Origin of the sequence: Streptomyces sp. NBC_01341 (assembly GCF_035946055.1) — a bacterium.
GTDB lineage: Bacteria > Actinomycetota > Actinomycetes > Streptomycetales > Streptomycetaceae > Streptomyces.
Map to the genome: position 1 here is coordinate 4,298,883 of NZ_CP108364.1, position 15,652 is coordinate 4,314,534.

Sequence of the window (15,652 nt, forward strand, 5' to 3'; positions counted from 1 at the left end):
GGTGATCCTGACCGACGGCGCCGTCACCCTCCGGCCGATAAAACTGCGCGACCAGAGCATCTGGCGCGAGGTGAACCGGCGCAACCGCGACTGGCTGCGCCCTTGGGAGGCGACCGTCCCGCCCCCCGCCCCCGGCGGTCCGGTGGCGCAGCGCCCCACCTACCGTCAGATGATCCGCCACCTGCGCGCCGAGGCGAACGCCGGCCGGATGCTGCCCTTCGCGATCGAGTACGAGGGCCGCCTCGTGGGGCAGTTGACGGTGGCGGGTATCACGTGGGGCTCGATGTGCTCGGGCCACGTCGGTTACTGGGTGGACCGGAACGTGGCGGGCCGCGGGGTCATGCCCACGGCTGTGGCCCTCGCCGTCGACCACTGTTTCCGCACGGTCGGACTCCACCGCATCGAGGTGTGCATTCGGCCCGAGAACACGCCCAGCAGACGAGTCGTGGAGAAACTCGGATTCCGCTCGGAAGGACTGCGGCCGCGCTATCTCCACATCGACGGTGCGTGGCGGGACCACCTGATCTTCGCCCTCACCGCCGAGGAGGTGCCCGACGGGCTGCTGCGGCGTTGGCGCAGGGTGCGGGCGAGTGCACCGCAACCGCCCGGGGATACGCCGCACGCACCGGGTAAATGAAATAGGTGTTCGAATTTGATCGGTGTCTGACGGTTATCGACCCAACTTCCGTCGACTGTCGGTCCGAAGAATCGCAAAAAAAGTCCGTCATATGAGCCTGATCGTGCGACACACCGGGCCAATTGGCGGATGCTGCCGTGCAAACCCCTCTACGGTGTGAGACGTGAGCAGCAGCGGCCTCATCTACGCAGTCATCGTCGGGGCATGGGCCGCCTACTTGGTACCGATGTGGCTCCGCAGGCAGGACGAGCTCAATGAAGCCCGTCCCACGGAGCGCTTCAGCACCGCCATCCGGTTGCTGTCCGGACGCGCGGCCATGGAGCGCCGTTACGCCAGGGAGCTGCGGGAACGCGGGGCCGAGGAGGCGCCTGGCGGCGTGGACCCGGATGCCGTCACGGACCGTATGGAGTCCGTCGACGTCCGGGCCTTTTCCGCGCCCCCGGCACATACGGAAGCCCGGTTGCGCGACCCGGCACCCGAACGCGAGCAGGACCGGCCGCCGGCACAGGTCCGGCGGCGGCGCCCCTCCGGCGCGGAATCGGAGCGGGAGCGGCGTCAGCGCTCGCAGGTCCTTGCGCGCCGACGGCGCACGACCACGATGCTCTTCATGGCCTTCACGCTCGGCGCGGTCGTCGCCGCCGTGGGCGGGCTCCGCTTCCTGTGGGCGCCCGCAGTGCCGGCCGTGCTGCTGAGCACGTACATCGTGCATCTGCGGGCCCAGGAGCGCCGGCGGTTCGTCTTCACCATGGACCGGCGCCGTGCCGAGGTCGCCGCGCAACGGCTCCGCGAGAACCGCCCCCGCAGGCACCAGCCCGCGGCGTCGGCTCCCGCCGAGCCGGACGAGGAGCCCGAAGCGTCCGCGCCCGCTCCCACCGTCTCCCCGCAGGAGGCGGGCCGCCGCGCCCTCGTCGAGCAGACGGACCACGCCGAGTGGGTCGACCAGCAGCGCGAGCGCGGCCCCGCCCAGGGCGACAGCTGGGAGCCCGTGCCGGTCCCGCTGCCCACCTACGTCACCGCCCCCGTCGCCCCGCGCGCCACGGGCGGGGTGGAGGTCGGCGACCCGGAGACCTGGAGCGCAGCCCGTTCCAGCCCGGCCGAGCCCACCCGCCCGGATGCCTCGGAGCCCGACGCCGAGGCGCGCCCGCGCCGCCGGCCCGGCCAGCCCCGCCGCACGCGGGACCGGGGCCGCACGCCGCTCTTCGACCAGTACGACGACGGCGACCGGCCCCGCGCCGCCAACGAGTGACGGCTCGGGCGTCCGACTCGGTGACCTGCCGGGATACGGATTTCCGAGCACCCCGTCCGGGGTGCTAGAGTTTCACTCGTTGCAAGGGCCTGTGGCGCAGTCTGGTAGCGCACCTCGTTCGCATCGAGGGGGTCTGGGGTTCAAATCCCCACAGGTCCACCGCAGGGCCGTTCACGGGTTCACCCCGGAACGGTTCACGAGATCCCGGTCAGACGGTCACCGTCTGACCGGGATCTCGTCGTTTGAGCTCCAGCTTGTGTGAAAGTCAGCCTGCCGGGCCGCTGGGAAGCGCGGCGGTCCGCGTCGGAACGGACCGGGGGTCGGGATGCGGACATGCCGCGGGGACCGCAGGCGTGGAGGCAGGCTCCTGCGGTCTCGCGACGTGTCGATCTTCAATTACCCGGAACGTGCCCGCTCAGGGGCTACGGCTCAGCGCCTGGGAGCGGGGCGGGACCGTCAAGCTGATCGTCGGGTAGGGGAGAAGTACGTCGTTCGGCTCAAGGTCGAGGCCTGTGATCGCGCTCTGCTTGCTCGCGGCCAGGTACTGCTCGAGTTCCTTGATGTTGTGGACCATGACGGTGATCGCGGACAGGAGGGTCTGGGCGACGCGACCACGAGGCTGACGCCTCTCGCGGGCGTGCAGGGCGGAGTCGACGGACTTCAGCCGTCCGTTGCCGCCTTCGATGTGAGCACGCAACGTCTGGTAGGCCAGGGCCCAGGAGGGCGTCTGCCAGGGCAGCTCCTGGCGCGTGCGGGGCATGACGTGCGCCTGCACGGTGACGGAGGACTGGCGGCAACATTTGGGGCGTTCGGCGAGCGGCAGGGTTGGGGGCTCCACGGTGGGCCGGCTTGCGGGGTGCGCGGTGCGCTCCCTGTGGGCGTCGAGGTTGATGACGACCGGTACGGGCCCCTTCTTCGGTGGTGCGCCGCGACCTTCACGCTCCTTTGCCCAAGGGCAGTTGAGCTTGGTGATGGGGCAGGCGAACCGCTCGGTTCCGCGATCGTCGAGTGTGTCCTTACGGGTGAGTGCGTACGCCTCGATCTCCTGCAGCCGCTCTCGAAGCGGGATGCGTTCACGCTCGTTCTTGGCGCTGCGGATCTGCGAGTACAGGTCGAGCAAGCGGCGTGGTGTGAGGGGGCAGAAGAGCCGACCGACTTTTGTGATCGCGCCCTGGTGATGGCATTCCTCCTCGGCGGCGCCGATCGCTTCCAGGGCCACGAGTGCGGGGTTGCTGAAACGTCCTGCGGCGTGAGCCGCCCGTGGCGGTGCACGTCGCGGCCCTTTTCGGCGAGGGCCGAGACCGCGTCGTCGAGGGGATCGTCCTGAACGCCGTCGCTCGCCACGGAAAGCACGTTCTCTGGGGCCACGGTGAGCCCGAAGGCTCGGATGGGGCGGGGGGAATGGTCCGCCCCGTCTGGATTGGCGTGGGCAGTGTCCGCAACGCCCGTCGGCGGGCCGTGACCGCCCCGTCAGCCCTCAGGAGGGGTGAGGTCTTCGACGGCCAGCCCGACGGGGTAATTCAGTGCCGGGGTGCCGAGTTCAGGACATCACGCTTGGCCAGCGTCTCCACTCCGGTTCCTGTGAGCGTGACCTTGCCGGAGTGAACGGTGTCCAGTTGCTCGACCTGCTTGCCGTACCACTCAATGGCGGTCAGCAAGAACCCTGGCGTGGCCGTGCCCGGGCCGGCTGCGGAAGCCGGGTGCTGGAATTCCATGCCCAGCCGTGCCGTCCCCTCAACGCAGCGGACCACACACACGGCCACGTCGTCCGCCGCGCCGGTAACGCCCGGCGTCACGGACTCGATGGACTCGATGCTTAGTGCCGCCTTCTCTGGCACGTTATCCAGCACGTCGGTGTGCCTCCTCGACGAAGTGCGCGATCTGCTCGGGGGTGAGCTTAGGAACATCATATTCAAGGAGCGGATCGATGTCCCCGTTGCCGATCTTGCGTGGTACGTGGATGCCCATCTCGGAGAGGATCTCCCGGGCTACCGCCGATGGCACCTGCGCGGATGCGCGGGACGACAGTTCCGCCGGGCTCAGCTCGACCGGCCATTCGGCCTCCCGCGCGATGTACCCCTGGTGGACCGGGACCCCGTCCAGCGCGCCCCGCGGATAGATCTCGACGATGGCGTCGCCGAACCGCTCGGCCTGCGTCGCGAACACGCTGGCGACGCCGGGGTCGGACGAGGTCGGTGTGATGCCGTGCCGCTGCACACCGGGGCTGCCATCGAAACCTGTGGTGGTTCCGCGGAACAGATGTGGAGGGCACGGTGACAGGCCGAGCGGGTCGGTCCAGGTGTACGGATTCAGCACATACGTCGACGGGTTCGGCGCCGGGACGAGGCCGAGCGGGTCCGGGGTGAGGTATCGGGCTGTCTCCGGATCGTAGTGCCGGAAGTAGTTGTAGTGCAGCCCTGTCTCAGGGTCGTAGTACTGGCCGGGGAAGCGCAGTGGCGTGTACGCGGTGCTGCCAGATGCCCATGTGGTGGTACCCCACAGGGTCCGGCGGCTGCGCCAGGCGATCCCGCCCTGCTCGTCGACGAGTTCGCAGGGCGCACCGACGAGGTCGGTGACAATGGCGAAGAAGCGAGAGTCGATCTCGTGCTGGGCTGCGTGTACACCGTTCGGCACACCGACTGCTGCCGCCGCATCAACTGCACCGCCCGCTTGCACCAGGGTGCGTAGGTTGCCCAAGGGGTCTGCCTGAGCGCTGTGTCGACCATCCCCCGCCTCCTGCGGCACCGCCGCCATGATGCGTTCCGTCTGGGCTACCGGTCGCAGGCCGTCGTAATCCCAAGTGAGGGTGACTGGATGAGGCGACTCGTCCGAGACCGTGGTCTGCTCGCACAGTGTCGGCCCGTCCCAGGTGAAGTCGCTGCGCTCGACGACCGTCGTGCCGTCCGCCGACAGGCGCAGCTTGGCTATACGTCGGCCTGACGCGTCGTACTCGTACCGCCATCGCGTTCCGTCGGGTGTCGTCACTGCGGTGAGCCGGTCCTCGACGTCCCACGTGTAGCGCCACACCTCCGTCTTGCCCGACAGGTGGGTCTTGCGGCGCTGGATGATCCGGCCGTCCGCATCATGGGAGTAGCGGAGGGAACCGGCCCGGGTCAGGCGGGTGCCCTTGTACTCACGGGGGCCTGTGGCTTCCTTCCCAGGGTGACCTTGCGGCCAGGTGGCGTGGGTCTGGTTGCCGGCTGCGTCGTAGGCGTAGCGCTCTGTCCAGCCTGCGGCGTGGACGGCGGTGACGCGTCCGGCGGGGTCGAGGTCGAAGGCGCGGGTGCCGGTGAACTGGTCGGTGAGCGTGGTCAGGTTGCCGTCGGCACTGTAGGTGTAGTCGCGGCGCTGGATGCTGCCGCCCGTGGTGCCGGTGATCTGCTGGCTGGCGAGGCGGCCAAGCGGGTCGTACCGGTTGGTGAGGGCGACAGTGTCGCCGATGTGGCGGGCAGTTTCCTGGCCGACGGCGTCATGCTCGAAGGCGATGGTGCGGCCGGATGTGGTGAGGGAGGTGCGGCCGGCGGCGTCGTCGGTCCAGGTGCTGACCGCGCCGGTGGGGGTGGTGCGGCCGGTACGACGGCCGAGGGCGTCGTAGGTATACGACATGGTGCGGCCGTTGACCGTCTCGGAGACAAGTCGGCCGTACCTGTCCCGAAGGAGCGTGACGGTTGCATCCTCGTTGACTGCTTCCGCGAGGTGGTCGGAGAAGTCGTACACGAAGGTCGTGGTGTTGCCAGCAGCGTTCTTGCGGACGACGCGGCAGAGCATGTCCCGTTCATAGCGCGTTGTTTGGCCTGCGGCGTTGGTGCGTGCAGCGAGCCGACCTGCAGCATCGCGCTCATAGCGGAGCGTCCGGTTGTCGAAGTCCGTCTCGGATATCAGCTGTCCGGCAGGATCGTATCTGTAGTCCCAGGTCAGGCGTTGAGGGTTGGTGACCCGGGTGAGCCGGAGGTTGCTGTCGTGCGTGAATTCGTACCGGGCGCCGTCCGGCTCTGTGCGTGCCAGCAGTAGGTCGAAGTCTGTGTACTTGAAGCTGACGGTCGCGCCGACGGCATTGATATGGGTGAGGCAGTTTCCCTCACCGTCGTAGGTCCACGACTCCCGGCTTGCATCTGCCTCGGTGCGACAGGCGAGTTTGCCTTCGACAGTCCATTCGAAATGAGTGACGGCACCCCGAGCGTCGCTGATCGAGACTGGGCGGCCGAAGGTATCCCGCTTGTAGCGAGTGGCCGCGCCGAAAGGGTCGGTGACTGCGACCGGAAGCCCGGCCTTGTCGGGCGTGAGGATCGAAGTGTGCCCGAAGGTGTTGGTAATGGAGACGAGGTGGCCCACCTCGTCGTACGAGAACGCGATGGTGGCGCCGGTGGGCTCCGTGATCGAAGTGCGGTTGCCGCGTGCGTCGTAGGTCTGTCGGGTGACGTTGCCGTCGGTGCCGACGACGCGTGCGGGGAGTCCCAGTTCGTTGTATTCGGCGTATGACCGGCGTCCGTCCGGTCGCTCCACCTCGGTCAGTCGCCCATGGTCGTCATGTGTGAAGCGGGTGATGTGGCCGAGCGGGTCGATGTGGGACAACAGGCGGTGGTATCGGTCGTATCCGAAGCGGGTGACCGCGCCGAGCGCGTCGATCTCCGCCACGACCTGGGAGCGTTCGTTGATCACGAAGCGCTTCGTGTGACCGAGACCGTCGGTGACGGACGTCATGCGCAGGCCGGTGTCGGGGTCGGTGTCGTCCCAGGTGAAGTGGGCTTCGAGGTGGCCGTTGGTGCCGCTCTGGTATACGCAGCGGTCGTGTTCGTCGTAGACGTACTCGTACCGGCTGTTGTTGGTGTCCGTCCATGCGGTGATGCGGCCCAGCTCGTCGCAGTCGAAGCGCAGGGGTTTCCCGGATGAGTTGGTGACCGTGGTGAGATGGCCGTCGGTGTAGCCGTAGCGGAGGATCTCCTGGTCGGTGCCGTCGGGGGCGGCGCCTGCCAGGTGCAGGGCGGTGACTCGGCCTTCGCTGGTGGTGAGTTTCAGGTGGTAGCCGCCGTGGTGCACGATCGAGGTCGGAGCACCCGTCTCGTCGTGCTCGAAGGCGATCCAGCGGCCGTTGCGGTCGTCGATCTGGACCAGGAGCGCCAAGTCTCCGGTGGGCTGGTCGGCGAAGTGCCGGACCTGGCCGGTTTCCGGGTCGGTGAGGGTGTAGCCGTCGGCCACCCGGTCCAGGGGCCAGCGCCGGCCGTGCGTGGGCATGACGGGGGCGCCAGGCGCGGGATGCGGGTAGGCGAGCAGGCTGCCCTCGCCGCAGCTGAAGACCACGCCTTGCGCGTCGATCTCCAGGCGCTGGTCGACCGTGCTCGACCAGCCGGTGCCGAACCAGCGGCCGGCGCGGTGCGAGGAGTCGAAGACGCGCTCGAAGACCAGGGGCAGTGATCCAGGCAGCACGATGTCCGTCTGCGGGAGCAGCATGCGCCCGGTCGCGACGTCGACGGGGTCTCCGGCGCACTTGACCTCGCTGCACTTCTTGGCGTTGGACTCGGGGTTCTTCTCGTGCCCTTGCCGGTTCTTGCCCTTGGGACGTTCGAGCAGGTCCTTCATTCCGGCCCGCAGACCGCCCTTGAGCAGGCCACCGCCCTTGGTACCGACCAGTTCGGGCACGAGTCGGCCGATGAACTCGGAGGGGTCTCCCTTGGCCGCGTCCCAGGCGTTCTTGAGTGTCCGGTCCGGGTTGGCGGCGCTGGAGACGAGGCCGGCGAGCGTCATGTTGACACCCTTGTAGTACTCGGCCGGGTGCGTCAGGTTGTACGGATCGGTCGGATTGACCGAACGGACGAAGTTCAGCAGCCCTGCCGTGCCCTTGACGACACCACCACCGAAGTGCGCCAGCTCGATGCCCTGGCCGACCCCGTAGTCGAGGAGTTCCTGCTTGGCCCGGTCCAGGCCGGTGGGCTCCTTCGGAGCGTGTGCCATCGCGGCCGTGATCGCGCCCTTGGCCGCTTCGGCCGCCTCGTTGCGCGTCTGCCTGGCGCGCTGGAGGATCTCCTGCGCGTGCCGGCGCTTGGCCGCGCCCGGGTCGGTGAACGCACCCGGGTGCGGGAGGGGGTGGTCGGTGTTGCGGACCGCGTTGTACGCCTGAGCCTTCTCCTTGAAGACGGCAGCAGCAGTTTCGTAGTCCTGCTTGCCCTCCTTGTAGAGGGCGATCGCCTCACCGGCCTTGGCCTGCGCGCTGGTGACCGTCCCGGCGTACGTCTCCAACGCCGTGGCCGCATCCTCGAACGCATCGGCCGCGCGCAGCCAGTCAGTCGGAAGGGTCTGAAACTTGGCGCGGAAGGCGTCGGCAGCCTCACCCTTCCAATGACCGGAATCGAGCTTCCTCATCCCGCCGCCGACGAGATCGAACGCGTGTCGGAAGTCCCGGAGGTTCTTCACCGCCGCACTGATCTTCTCCGGCCGGCCGTGGATCAGCTCATTCGCTTCCTCACTCTGACCAAGCTGCTGCTCCCCGACGTCCGCACCCAGCGAAGACGCGGTCTCATCACCCCAGTCCTCGACTTTGTCGGCCCACTCGTCGGCACCGACCTTCTCCAGACCCGAGCCGAGCACATCGCTACCCTTGTCGATCCCGGTGCCGACGATCTCCTTGCCCTTGTCGACGAGATCACCGGCGCCGTCGTAAAGGGCGTCGCCCCACTTCCCCCAGTCCGCCATCAGCGACTCTCCCCCCACCGCGGCTGCTCAGCCTGACGAATCGTCTCCTGCGACGGATCGAGCCGCTCCTTCAGCTGTTCATCCGCCGCCGCCCGCACCTCCGGGTCCATCAGCCCGTTGCGCTTCATGGAGTCGAGGGCGGCGTCCTCCACGTCGTAGGCGGTGTTCTTCCAGCCCTGGTTCACCTCGTCCTGGGCGGCGCCCCATGACTCGCGGCTGTAGTCCGGGTTGTCGTACGCGGACTGGGTGCTGATCGTGTCCCAGCTCATCGCCTTGACCTCGTCCTCGGACGCATGAGGATTCCCGTTCAGGGAATTCACACCGATCTTGAACGAGTCCTTGATGTACTGCTCCTGCTCCGCATACGAACCCGCCGACAGGCCGACGCCGAGGGCGAAGCCGTTCCCCTTCTGCGTCAGGGCCCGCACACCCCACTCCCAGCGGTTGCAGAACGTCTCGAACTCCGACGCCAGCCCGCCATGCCCCAGCTCCAGCCCCGACAAGGCCAGATCCGAAAACCCCCGGCCCGTCGAAGCCTGGCCGATGAAACCGAGATCCTTCAGCTCCGCATGCGCCAGGTCGATCCCCTTCGCGATCTCGGCCAGCGCCTCCGGCGGCACCTGAAGATCCGCGTTGTCCCCGCTCACTGCATCCTCCCGAGATCCACCGCGGCCGAGTCCGGCACGATGCCGGCCACCGGCGGGAACAACATCCCCCCGCCCACACTGCCAGCATCCAGCGCCACCCCAGCCGGCCCCGGCAGCAACGGCACCATCACATCCAGCAACCGCGCACCCAGCACGGTCTGATACGCCCACTCCCGCCCGGCCTCACCACGAGCAAGCGCGAAACGGGCCAACGCCTCCTCGTCCGAGAAGGCGCAAATCCAGCGCACGCCGTTCTGCTCCGCAGACCACAGATCCCCGGCCTCATCCAGCGGCACCAACACCGCCGTACGCCGGAACTCACCCAGCAACACAGCAAACTCCCGGCGCGCTGCCGTGGTCGGGTCTACCTCCGGCGTCCTGGCAGCGGCCGCGCTCGACGCTGCACGCGGTGACGGCTGCACCTCGGACGCAGGCCAGACGGCCAAGTCAGAGATCTTTGAACGCTGGACGGGCGGCCCTGCCATGCCATCGGCGTCATCCCCGTTGTCGAACACTCGTCGAATATTGTCACGGTGTGCTTTCCTACAGCAACGAACAGAAGTGGCCAGTCGGTCACTGTCCGGCTTTGCGTCGGCCCCATACCTACGGGGTTCTGCTGCGGGCAACTCTCGCCAGCCAGCCGGGCCTGGACGCCTCGCGGTGTACAAGGGGGCTTGTGTCCGAACCCACCCAGCAACAAGTCTTCGCCTCGGCCGCGGCGTGGCCAACTTGGCGGCGACGTTGCCCCGACTCAGCCGGCAGCTCACCCTCGCCGTCACTGTCAGCTCTGACTCCTCATGCGCGCATCTTTGGTCCCAGCGCCATAGGCGAACGTCTCCTGGCATGGCGAGCGGATCTCAGCGGCGAGCCCGCAGCAGGGCGGCGTGCTCCCACGGGTTGATGCGTTGCCTCGGTCTGACTTGCAACGCGTAGGGCTCTCACGTTCACGAAGCTTGCTACTCGCGGCTTGCTCCCGATCCAGCGGGGCGGTGGGTGCTTGCATGCGATCTGCAACCAGCTGGGAAATGATCTTCTCCGCCCTGGGAAGCCTCCGTGGAACGTCCCCGTTCTTCCAGCTCAGACCCACCCGTGAACACCCCACCGCAAGGCCGTTCACGGTTCACCCCGGAACGGTTCACGAGATCCCGGTCAGACGGTCACCGTCTGACCGGGATCTTGTCGTTTGAGCTCCTGCTTGTGTGAAAGTCAGCCTGCCGGGCCGCCGGGAAGCGCGGCGGTCCGCGTCGGAACGGCCAGAGGAGTCGGAACACCGCTCCGGAGATGGCGCTGAGACGGGCGCTGTACGCATCGGGCTTCCGCTATTGCGTCGAACTTCGCTTCCGGGCATGCGCCGTCTGCGTTCGGGCATGACGTTCGTGACGTGGCGCACCGCGGTGTTCGTGCAGGGCCTCGCCGAGCTGGTCCATGAATTCCGCCCGCCAGTCGGGGTTCCGGCGCTGGTGGAGGACGCTGCCGATGACCTCGCGAGCCGGCAGGGAGAGTGCGTCGACCAACGCGCCCGCCGCGTTGGCGCGGTGCTGCCAGGCCTCCCTCTCGCTGTGGTCGATCAGAAGATGACCGCCGTCGTCCCGGGGCAGGCTCCATGCTGCCGCCGCGTCCGCGAAGACTGTGCGCAGCCGTATGCCAAGTGGTGAGTCGTCGTCCACACCTTGGCGCTCGTCCTGTCCCGCTCGATGAAGAGCTTCGATGACCTCCGGGTAGGTATCGAGGCCGGTCTCGGCGGCCAGACTGCACATTTGTGTTGCCAGCACGGTGCGCAAGCGTGCCTCGGAGGCCGTGGTGATGTGCTCGGCGAGTTCGGTCGGCGGACGGTATCGCCCGTCCACTCCTGGCAGCACCGGTAACACCTGGGCACTGGCCAACTCGCCGGTCAGGGCGCCCGGCGGCAGGTCGATTCCGAAGTGGTCGGAGACAACTCTGCAAACTTCCCCGAGAGTTGCACGCTGGAGCAGACGCGTCCGCTCCGTCGGCAGCTCCAGCCTGCCCAGCGAGGTCCGTCCGTCTGGCAGGAGCCGGCCCGCGGCCGGGCCGTGTGCGGGCAACTCGGGAAAGATGTCGAACGGATCCCCTTCACCGGGCTGCTGGTAGGAGCGCCTTGTGTCATAGACCGTGACGAGTTTCCCGTCCTCGTAGTAGGACATCGTGGTGGACCCGGAGAACGACAGGGATACCGCTTGAGTACCTCGGGACAGACGACGCAGAACCTCGCTCCGGTTGCCCTCCCCCCGGTGCCCTTCCTCGATTCCGAATGCCCACTGACCACAGCGCCCGGCCCGGACCACCGGGAGGAGGCCGGTCGTCCATCGCCGGGCGTCTTCCTGTGCCTGTCCGCGTGAGCGGGGGCGGTGGGTGCCGGCCAGCGCTCCGAAACGGCGCAGGAGTTCCGACTCCTCCAGGCCCCGCACGAAACTGAGGCAGAACGAGGCATATTCTCCCGCCCATCCCTCCTCCGCGACTACGGGGAAAGGGTCATGGGCCACTTCAGGTGCGGCGGGTGCGGAGACAGTTGCCGCAACCTCCCGCAGCGACCGGGGGACGGGTAGTGGCTGAGGTTCTTCCTCCCAGAGCAGGGTCTCCTGCCAGACGACTGGCACGAACTTCCGCCACCACCCCATCGCAAGCCCGTGCTCGAGGCCGCCCGCGAGCTCATGCAGGAAGGCTGCCAGCGAAGGCCAACGCCCGAAGCTCGTCCCTCCCCCCTTGACGTGCGTTCCCACTGCGCCGAAAGTGGCACCCTCCCGGCAGTCGAGGACCAGGCCATCCGGCGGATTGCTGTCCGCGAACATCAGGAACTCCGGATGCCAGTACGTTTCATCCGGATGATCCTCGCCGGCCCTGTTCCACAGCCGCTGGTCCATCCGACCGCGCCGCAGAATGGCATCAATACCCGACGGCAGATCCCCTCCAGGGAACTGGAAGAGACCGTGCCCCGGTGAGACGCCGTCGTGGCGGCGTAGGGACTCGACCAGGTCAGCGGGGAACTTCATTCTCAACTCGTCCGCAGCCGCGGAGATGGCGTCCGCTGAGGCGGGCGGTCGCAGAGAATCGAAGGTACGCGGTGCGTGTTCGGCCAGCCAGGTCTCGATCCGCTGCCAGGACTGATCCACGGGATTCACACTCATGAGCGGATGATCGCAGCCGCCACCGACAACCAGGCAGGTCAGCACGGACCTGGGAAACGATCTCCATCCATCTGGGGAACGATCTTCAAAACGGCTCGCCCACCGCTGGTCAGACCTGATCGTGAACACCCCACCCCACGACTGTTCGTTCCGGGGCCTGTTCGAGGCGGTGTCCGGAACTCCTGGCGGGTGCGGACGTGCGGACGTGCGGGGCGGGCGACGGCGGGGCCGAGGTGCGGCTTCCGCCGGGGCGACCGACCGGTAACCTGGGACGTCCTCGTTCACCCGCCCTTCTGGTGACCGCTGTTGAGGGTTGCGCAGCTCAGGCGCGGGGATGCCTGTTCGTGGTTCCGTACGGAGGAGCGTCCTGTGACAGCCGGTATACCCAGCTCCCGCATCGACACCAGCAAGCCCCATCCGGCGCGCGTCTACGACTGGTTGCTGGGCGGGAAGGACAACTACCCGGTCGATCAGGCGGTCGGGGAGAAGCTGCCCGCCGAGGCGCGGGCCAACGCGGGGCGGAACCGGGCGTTCATGCACCGGGCGTCCGCCTGGCTGGCGGGGCAGGGCGTCGACCAGTTCCTGGACATCGGTACCGGCATCCCCACCGCGCCGAACCTCCACCAGATCGTGCAGGCCGTCGCGCCGGGGTCCCGCGTGGTCTACGCGGACAACGACCCGATCGTGCTGCGTCACGCGGAGGCGCTTCTGGTGAGCACTCCCGAGGGCGCGACGGACTACATCCACGCGGATGTGCGTGAGCCCGAGGCCATTCTCGAACGCGCCGCGAAGTTCCTGGACTTCGGGCGGCCGGTCGCGTTGTCCCTGATCGCGCTGATGCACTTCCTGCCCGACGACCACGATCCGTACGGCATCACCCGCACGCTGACCGGTGCGCTGCCGCCGGGGAGCTTCCTGGTGCTCTCGCACGGCACGGCCGATCAGCACCCGGAGCTGAAGCGGGAGACCGAGTCCGCGTACAGGAAGGGCGCCATCGCGCTCAGGATGCGTACGCGCGAGGAGGTCGAGTCGTTCTTCGAGGGGCTGGACCTCGTGGAGCCGGGCCTGGTCACGGCGCCCGAGTGGTACCGGGAGGGACCCGCCCCGGTGTACGAGCGGAGCGGGTTCTACGTGGGTGTGGCGCAGGTGCCTCAGGCCGTCTGAGTGGGGCCGGTGAGGGGCTTGGCCATGCAGATGCTGCTGTCGTACGTGCGGTAGTGGCCGAACTTGGCGCAGGGCGTGTAGCCGCTCGACGTGTACAGCGCGATGGCCTCGGGCTGCTGGTCGCCGGTCTCCAGGACCATGCGTGTGCGGCCGGCGGCCCGTGCGTCGGCTTCCAGCGCGGCGAGGATGCGACGGGCCAGCCCCCGGCCGCGGCCCTCGGGGATCACGAACATCCGCTTGATCTCGGCGTCGCCGTCCGAGTAGCCCTCGGCGTTCCGGTCCTGGCTGCGCCAGCCGCCGGTGGCCACGGGGCGGCTCTGCTCGTCGTAGGCGACCAGGTACAGCCCGCGCGGCGGGTCGAACATGGTGGCTTCGAGGGGGGTGGCGTCGCCCCCGTCGCCGTAGCGTGCGGCGTATTCGAGCTGCACCTGGTCGTTGAGTTTGACGGCGTCCGGGTGGTCGTACGGCCGAGGCTGGATAAGCATGCGAGTCATAGTACAGCTATGCACTAGGGAATGTAGGTACTGTATCCGGATGCTGACTGTTACCTCCGTGAATGTCAACGGGCTCCGTGCCGCCGCCAAGAAGGGTTTCGTCGAGTGGCTGGCGCAGACCGAGGCCGATGTGGTCTGCCTCCAGGAAGTCCGGGCGGAGGCGCATCAGCTGCCCGAAGAGGTGCGTGAGCCGGAGGGCTGGCACGTCGTGCACGCCCCGGCCGCCGCCAAGGGGCGCGCGGGCGTCTCGGTGCTGACGCGGCACGCGCCCGAGCGTGTGCAGACCGGCTTCGGCGGATTCGGTGTGCCGGGCGCGGAGGAGTTCGACGCGAGCGGACGCTACGTCGAGGTGGACGTCCCGGGTGTGACGGTCGCGAGCCTGTACCTGCCGTCCGGCGAGGTCGGCACGGAGAAGCAGGAGGAGAAGGAGCGCTTCATGGCCGCGTTCCTGCCCTACCTGCAGGGGCTCCGGGAGCGCGCGGCCGCCGGGGGGCGCGAGGTGGTCGTGTGCGGCGACTGGAACATCGCCCACCGCGAGGCCGACCTTAAGAACTGGAAGGCCAACAGGAAGAGCTCCGGCTTCCTCCCCGAGGAGCGGGAGTGGCTGACCCGGGTGTTCGACGAGGCGGGGTACGTGGACGTGGTCCGCGCCCAGCACCCGGACGAGGAGGGGCCGTACTCGTGGTGGTCCTACCGCGGCCGGGCCTTCGACAACGACGCGGGCTGGCGGATCGACTACCAGGTGGTCACCCCGGGCCTCGCCGGCCGCGCGGTCAAGGCCTGGGTGGAGCGCGCCGCCACGCACGGCGAGCGGTGGAGCGACCACGCGCCCGTGACCGTCACCTACGAGCGGTAGCAATCCGAGGGTGGCGCCGATGCCCGCCCGCGCTCCTCAGTCGTCGTCGCGCAGGCGGCGGTCCAGGGCCATCGAGAGCTCGGCGTCCACCACCGCCTGGGCCAGTGTGCGCAGCTGGTCCGGCTCGGAGTGCGCGGTGTGGGTGCGCAGTACGCGGACGAACAGGTCGGCCAGGGCGTCGGCGTGCTCGCGGACCAGGCGGCCCGAGGAGAGTACGGCGGAGAGCGGGACCCCGGCCCGGACGAGTTCCGCGGAGGCCTCCAGCAGGCGGCGGCTGATGTGCACGATCTCGTCGCCGTCGGTGGCCAGGTAGCCCAGCTCCAGGGCCCCGGCGAGGTTCTCCGCCGTGGCCTGGTCCAGGAAGTAGTCGGCGAGCTGCTCGGGGGTGAGCCGGACCGGGGTCTCCTCGGTCGGTTCGCCCAGGCCCAGCACCTCGGCGACGTCCCGGCCGCTGTCGAAGGTGGCGGCCAGGTCGGCGATGCCGTTGAGGGTGTGGCCACGCTCCAGCAGGCCGGTGATCGTGCGCAGCCGGGCCAGGTGGTGGTCGTCGTACCAGGCGATACGGCCCTCGCGGCGGGGCGGCTGGATCAGGCCACGCTCCCGGTAGAAGCGCAGGGTGCGCACGGTGATGCCGGCCTCACGGGCCAGCTCCTCCATGCGGTACTCGCGGTGCTCGCGTCCTTCAGCCACACCCGCACCCTATGTTGTACCGCCGGTAACTTTCCTTGCCCCGACCCCTACCCATCAGTACGCGGCTGCTCTACCCTCCCAACAGTGC

At 68.5% G+C, this 15,652-nt stretch carries 12 protein-coding genes and 1 tRNA gene; 5 read left to right on the forward strand and 8 right to left on the reverse strand.

The window, feature by feature from the left end; translation table 11 throughout:
- Position 1 precedes the first annotated feature (1 nt).
- The 3 genes from OG206_RS19065 (at position 2) to OG206_RS19075 (ending at position 2,042) form a co-directional block, all read left to right on the forward strand.
- Positions 2-637, forward strand: a complete 636-nt coding sequence (locus OG206_RS19065; protein ID WP_327117636.1) for a GNAT family N-acetyltransferase — start codon at positions 2-4, stop codon at positions 635-637.
- A gap of 163 nt (positions 638-800) precedes the next feature.
- Positions 801-1,883 carry a divisome protein SepX/GlpR gene (sepX, locus tag OG206_RS19070; RefSeq protein WP_327117638.1) on the forward strand — a complete coding sequence of 361 codons (1,083 nt, stop codon included), beginning with the start codon at positions 801-803 and terminating at the stop codon, positions 1,881-1,883.
- 85 nt (positions 1,884-1,968) lie between these two features.
- Positions 1,969-2,042: transfer RNA gene (locus OG206_RS19075), tRNA-Ala, on the forward strand.
- Positions 2,043-2,298: 256 nt separating this feature from the next.
- Here the strand turns inward: OG206_RS19075 and OG206_RS19080 are convergent.
- The 6 genes from OG206_RS19080 to OG206_RS19105 form a co-directional block, all read right to left on the reverse strand.
- Positions 2,299-3,102, reverse strand: a complete 804-nt coding sequence (locus OG206_RS19080) for a hypothetical protein (protein WP_327117640.1) — start codon at positions 3,100-3,102, stop codon at positions 2,299-2,301.
- Between the two features lie 301 nt (positions 3,103-3,403).
- Positions 3,404-3,733 carry a hypothetical protein gene (locus OG206_RS19085; RefSeq protein ID WP_327117642.1) on the reverse strand — a complete coding sequence of 110 codons (330 nt, stop codon included), beginning with the start codon at positions 3,731-3,733 and terminating at the stop codon, positions 3,404-3,406.
- Positions 3,723-8,570 carry a putative T7SS-secreted protein gene (locus tag OG206_RS19090; RefSeq protein ID WP_327117644.1) on the reverse strand — a complete coding sequence of 1,616 codons (4,848 nt, stop codon included), beginning with the start codon at positions 8,568-8,570 and terminating at the stop codon, positions 3,723-3,725. The genes OG206_RS19085 and OG206_RS19090 overlap by 11 nt, the downstream gene beginning before the upstream one ends.
- On the reverse strand, positions 8,570-9,217 hold the full coding sequence (locus OG206_RS19095; protein WP_327117646.1) for a hypothetical protein: 648 nt from the start codon (positions 9,215-9,217) through the stop codon (positions 8,570-8,572). The genes OG206_RS19090 and OG206_RS19095 overlap by 1 nt, the downstream gene beginning before the upstream one ends.
- The gene (locus OG206_RS19100) at positions 9,214-9,702 is read right to left on the reverse strand and encodes an SseB family protein (RefSeq protein ID WP_442805951.1); all 489 of its coding nucleotides are present in this window, start codon (positions 9,700-9,702) and stop codon (positions 9,214-9,216) included. Before OG206_RS19100 ends, OG206_RS19095 begins: the two co-directional genes overlap by 4 nt.
- 834 nt (positions 9,703-10,536) lie before the next feature.
- Positions 10,537-12,405, reverse strand: coding sequence for an SMI1/KNR4 family protein (locus OG206_RS19105; protein WP_327117650.1), 1,869 nt, complete (start codon positions 12,403-12,405; stop codon positions 10,537-10,539).
- 324 nt (positions 12,406-12,729) lie between these two features.
- Here OG206_RS19105 and OG206_RS19110 point away from each other — a divergent pair, with 324 nt between their 5' ends.
- Positions 12,730-13,524 carry an SAM-dependent methyltransferase gene (locus OG206_RS19110; RefSeq protein ID WP_327117652.1) on the forward strand — a complete coding sequence of 265 codons (795 nt, stop codon included), beginning with the start codon at positions 12,730-12,732 and terminating at the stop codon, positions 13,522-13,524.
- Here the strand turns inward: OG206_RS19110 and OG206_RS19115 are convergent.
- Positions 13,512-14,009 carry a GNAT family N-acetyltransferase gene (locus OG206_RS19115; protein WP_327117653.1) on the reverse strand — a complete coding sequence of 166 codons (498 nt, stop codon included), beginning with the start codon at positions 14,007-14,009 and terminating at the stop codon, positions 13,512-13,514. The genes OG206_RS19110 and OG206_RS19115 overlap by 13 nt on opposite strands.
- Positions 14,010-14,058: 49 nt before the next feature.
- Here OG206_RS19115 and OG206_RS19120 point away from each other — a divergent pair, with 49 nt between their 5' ends.
- Positions 14,059-14,874, forward strand: coding sequence for an exodeoxyribonuclease III (locus OG206_RS19120; RefSeq protein ID WP_327117655.1), 816 nt, complete (start codon positions 14,059-14,061; stop codon positions 14,872-14,874).
- A gap of 36 nt (positions 14,875-14,910) precedes the next feature.
- Here OG206_RS19120 and OG206_RS19125 read toward each other — a convergent pair whose 3' ends face one another.
- Positions 14,911-15,531 (reverse strand): MerR family transcriptional regulator, encoded by a 621-nt coding sequence (locus tag OG206_RS19125; RefSeq protein WP_327122328.1) that lies wholly within the window; start codon positions 15,529-15,531, stop codon positions 14,911-14,913.
- Between the last annotated feature and the right edge of the window lie 121 nt (positions 15,532-15,652).

What these genes read in the sequence shown, in the direction of transcription:
- OG206_RS19125 (WP_327122328.1), bottom strand. Translation starts at nt 15,531, where the DNA reads ATGGAGGAGCTGGCCCGTGAGGCCGGCATCACCGTGCGCACCCTGCGC.
- OG206_RS19115 (WP_327117653.1), bottom strand. Translation starts at nt 14,009, where the DNA reads ATGCTTATCCAGCCTCGGCCGTACGACCACCCGGACGCCGTCAAACTC.
- OG206_RS19090 (WP_327117644.1), bottom strand. Translation starts at nt 8,570, where the DNA reads ATGGCGGACTGGGGGAAGTGGGGCGACGCCCTTTACGACGGCGCCGGT.
- OG206_RS19100 (WP_442805951.1), bottom strand. Translation starts at nt 9,702, where the DNA reads ATGGCAGGGCCGCCCGTCCAGCGTTCAAAGATCTCTGACTTGGCCGTC.
- OG206_RS19120 (WP_327117655.1), top strand. Translation starts at nt 14,059, where the DNA reads ATGCTGACTGTTACCTCCGTGAATGTCAACGGGCTCCGTGCCGCCGCC.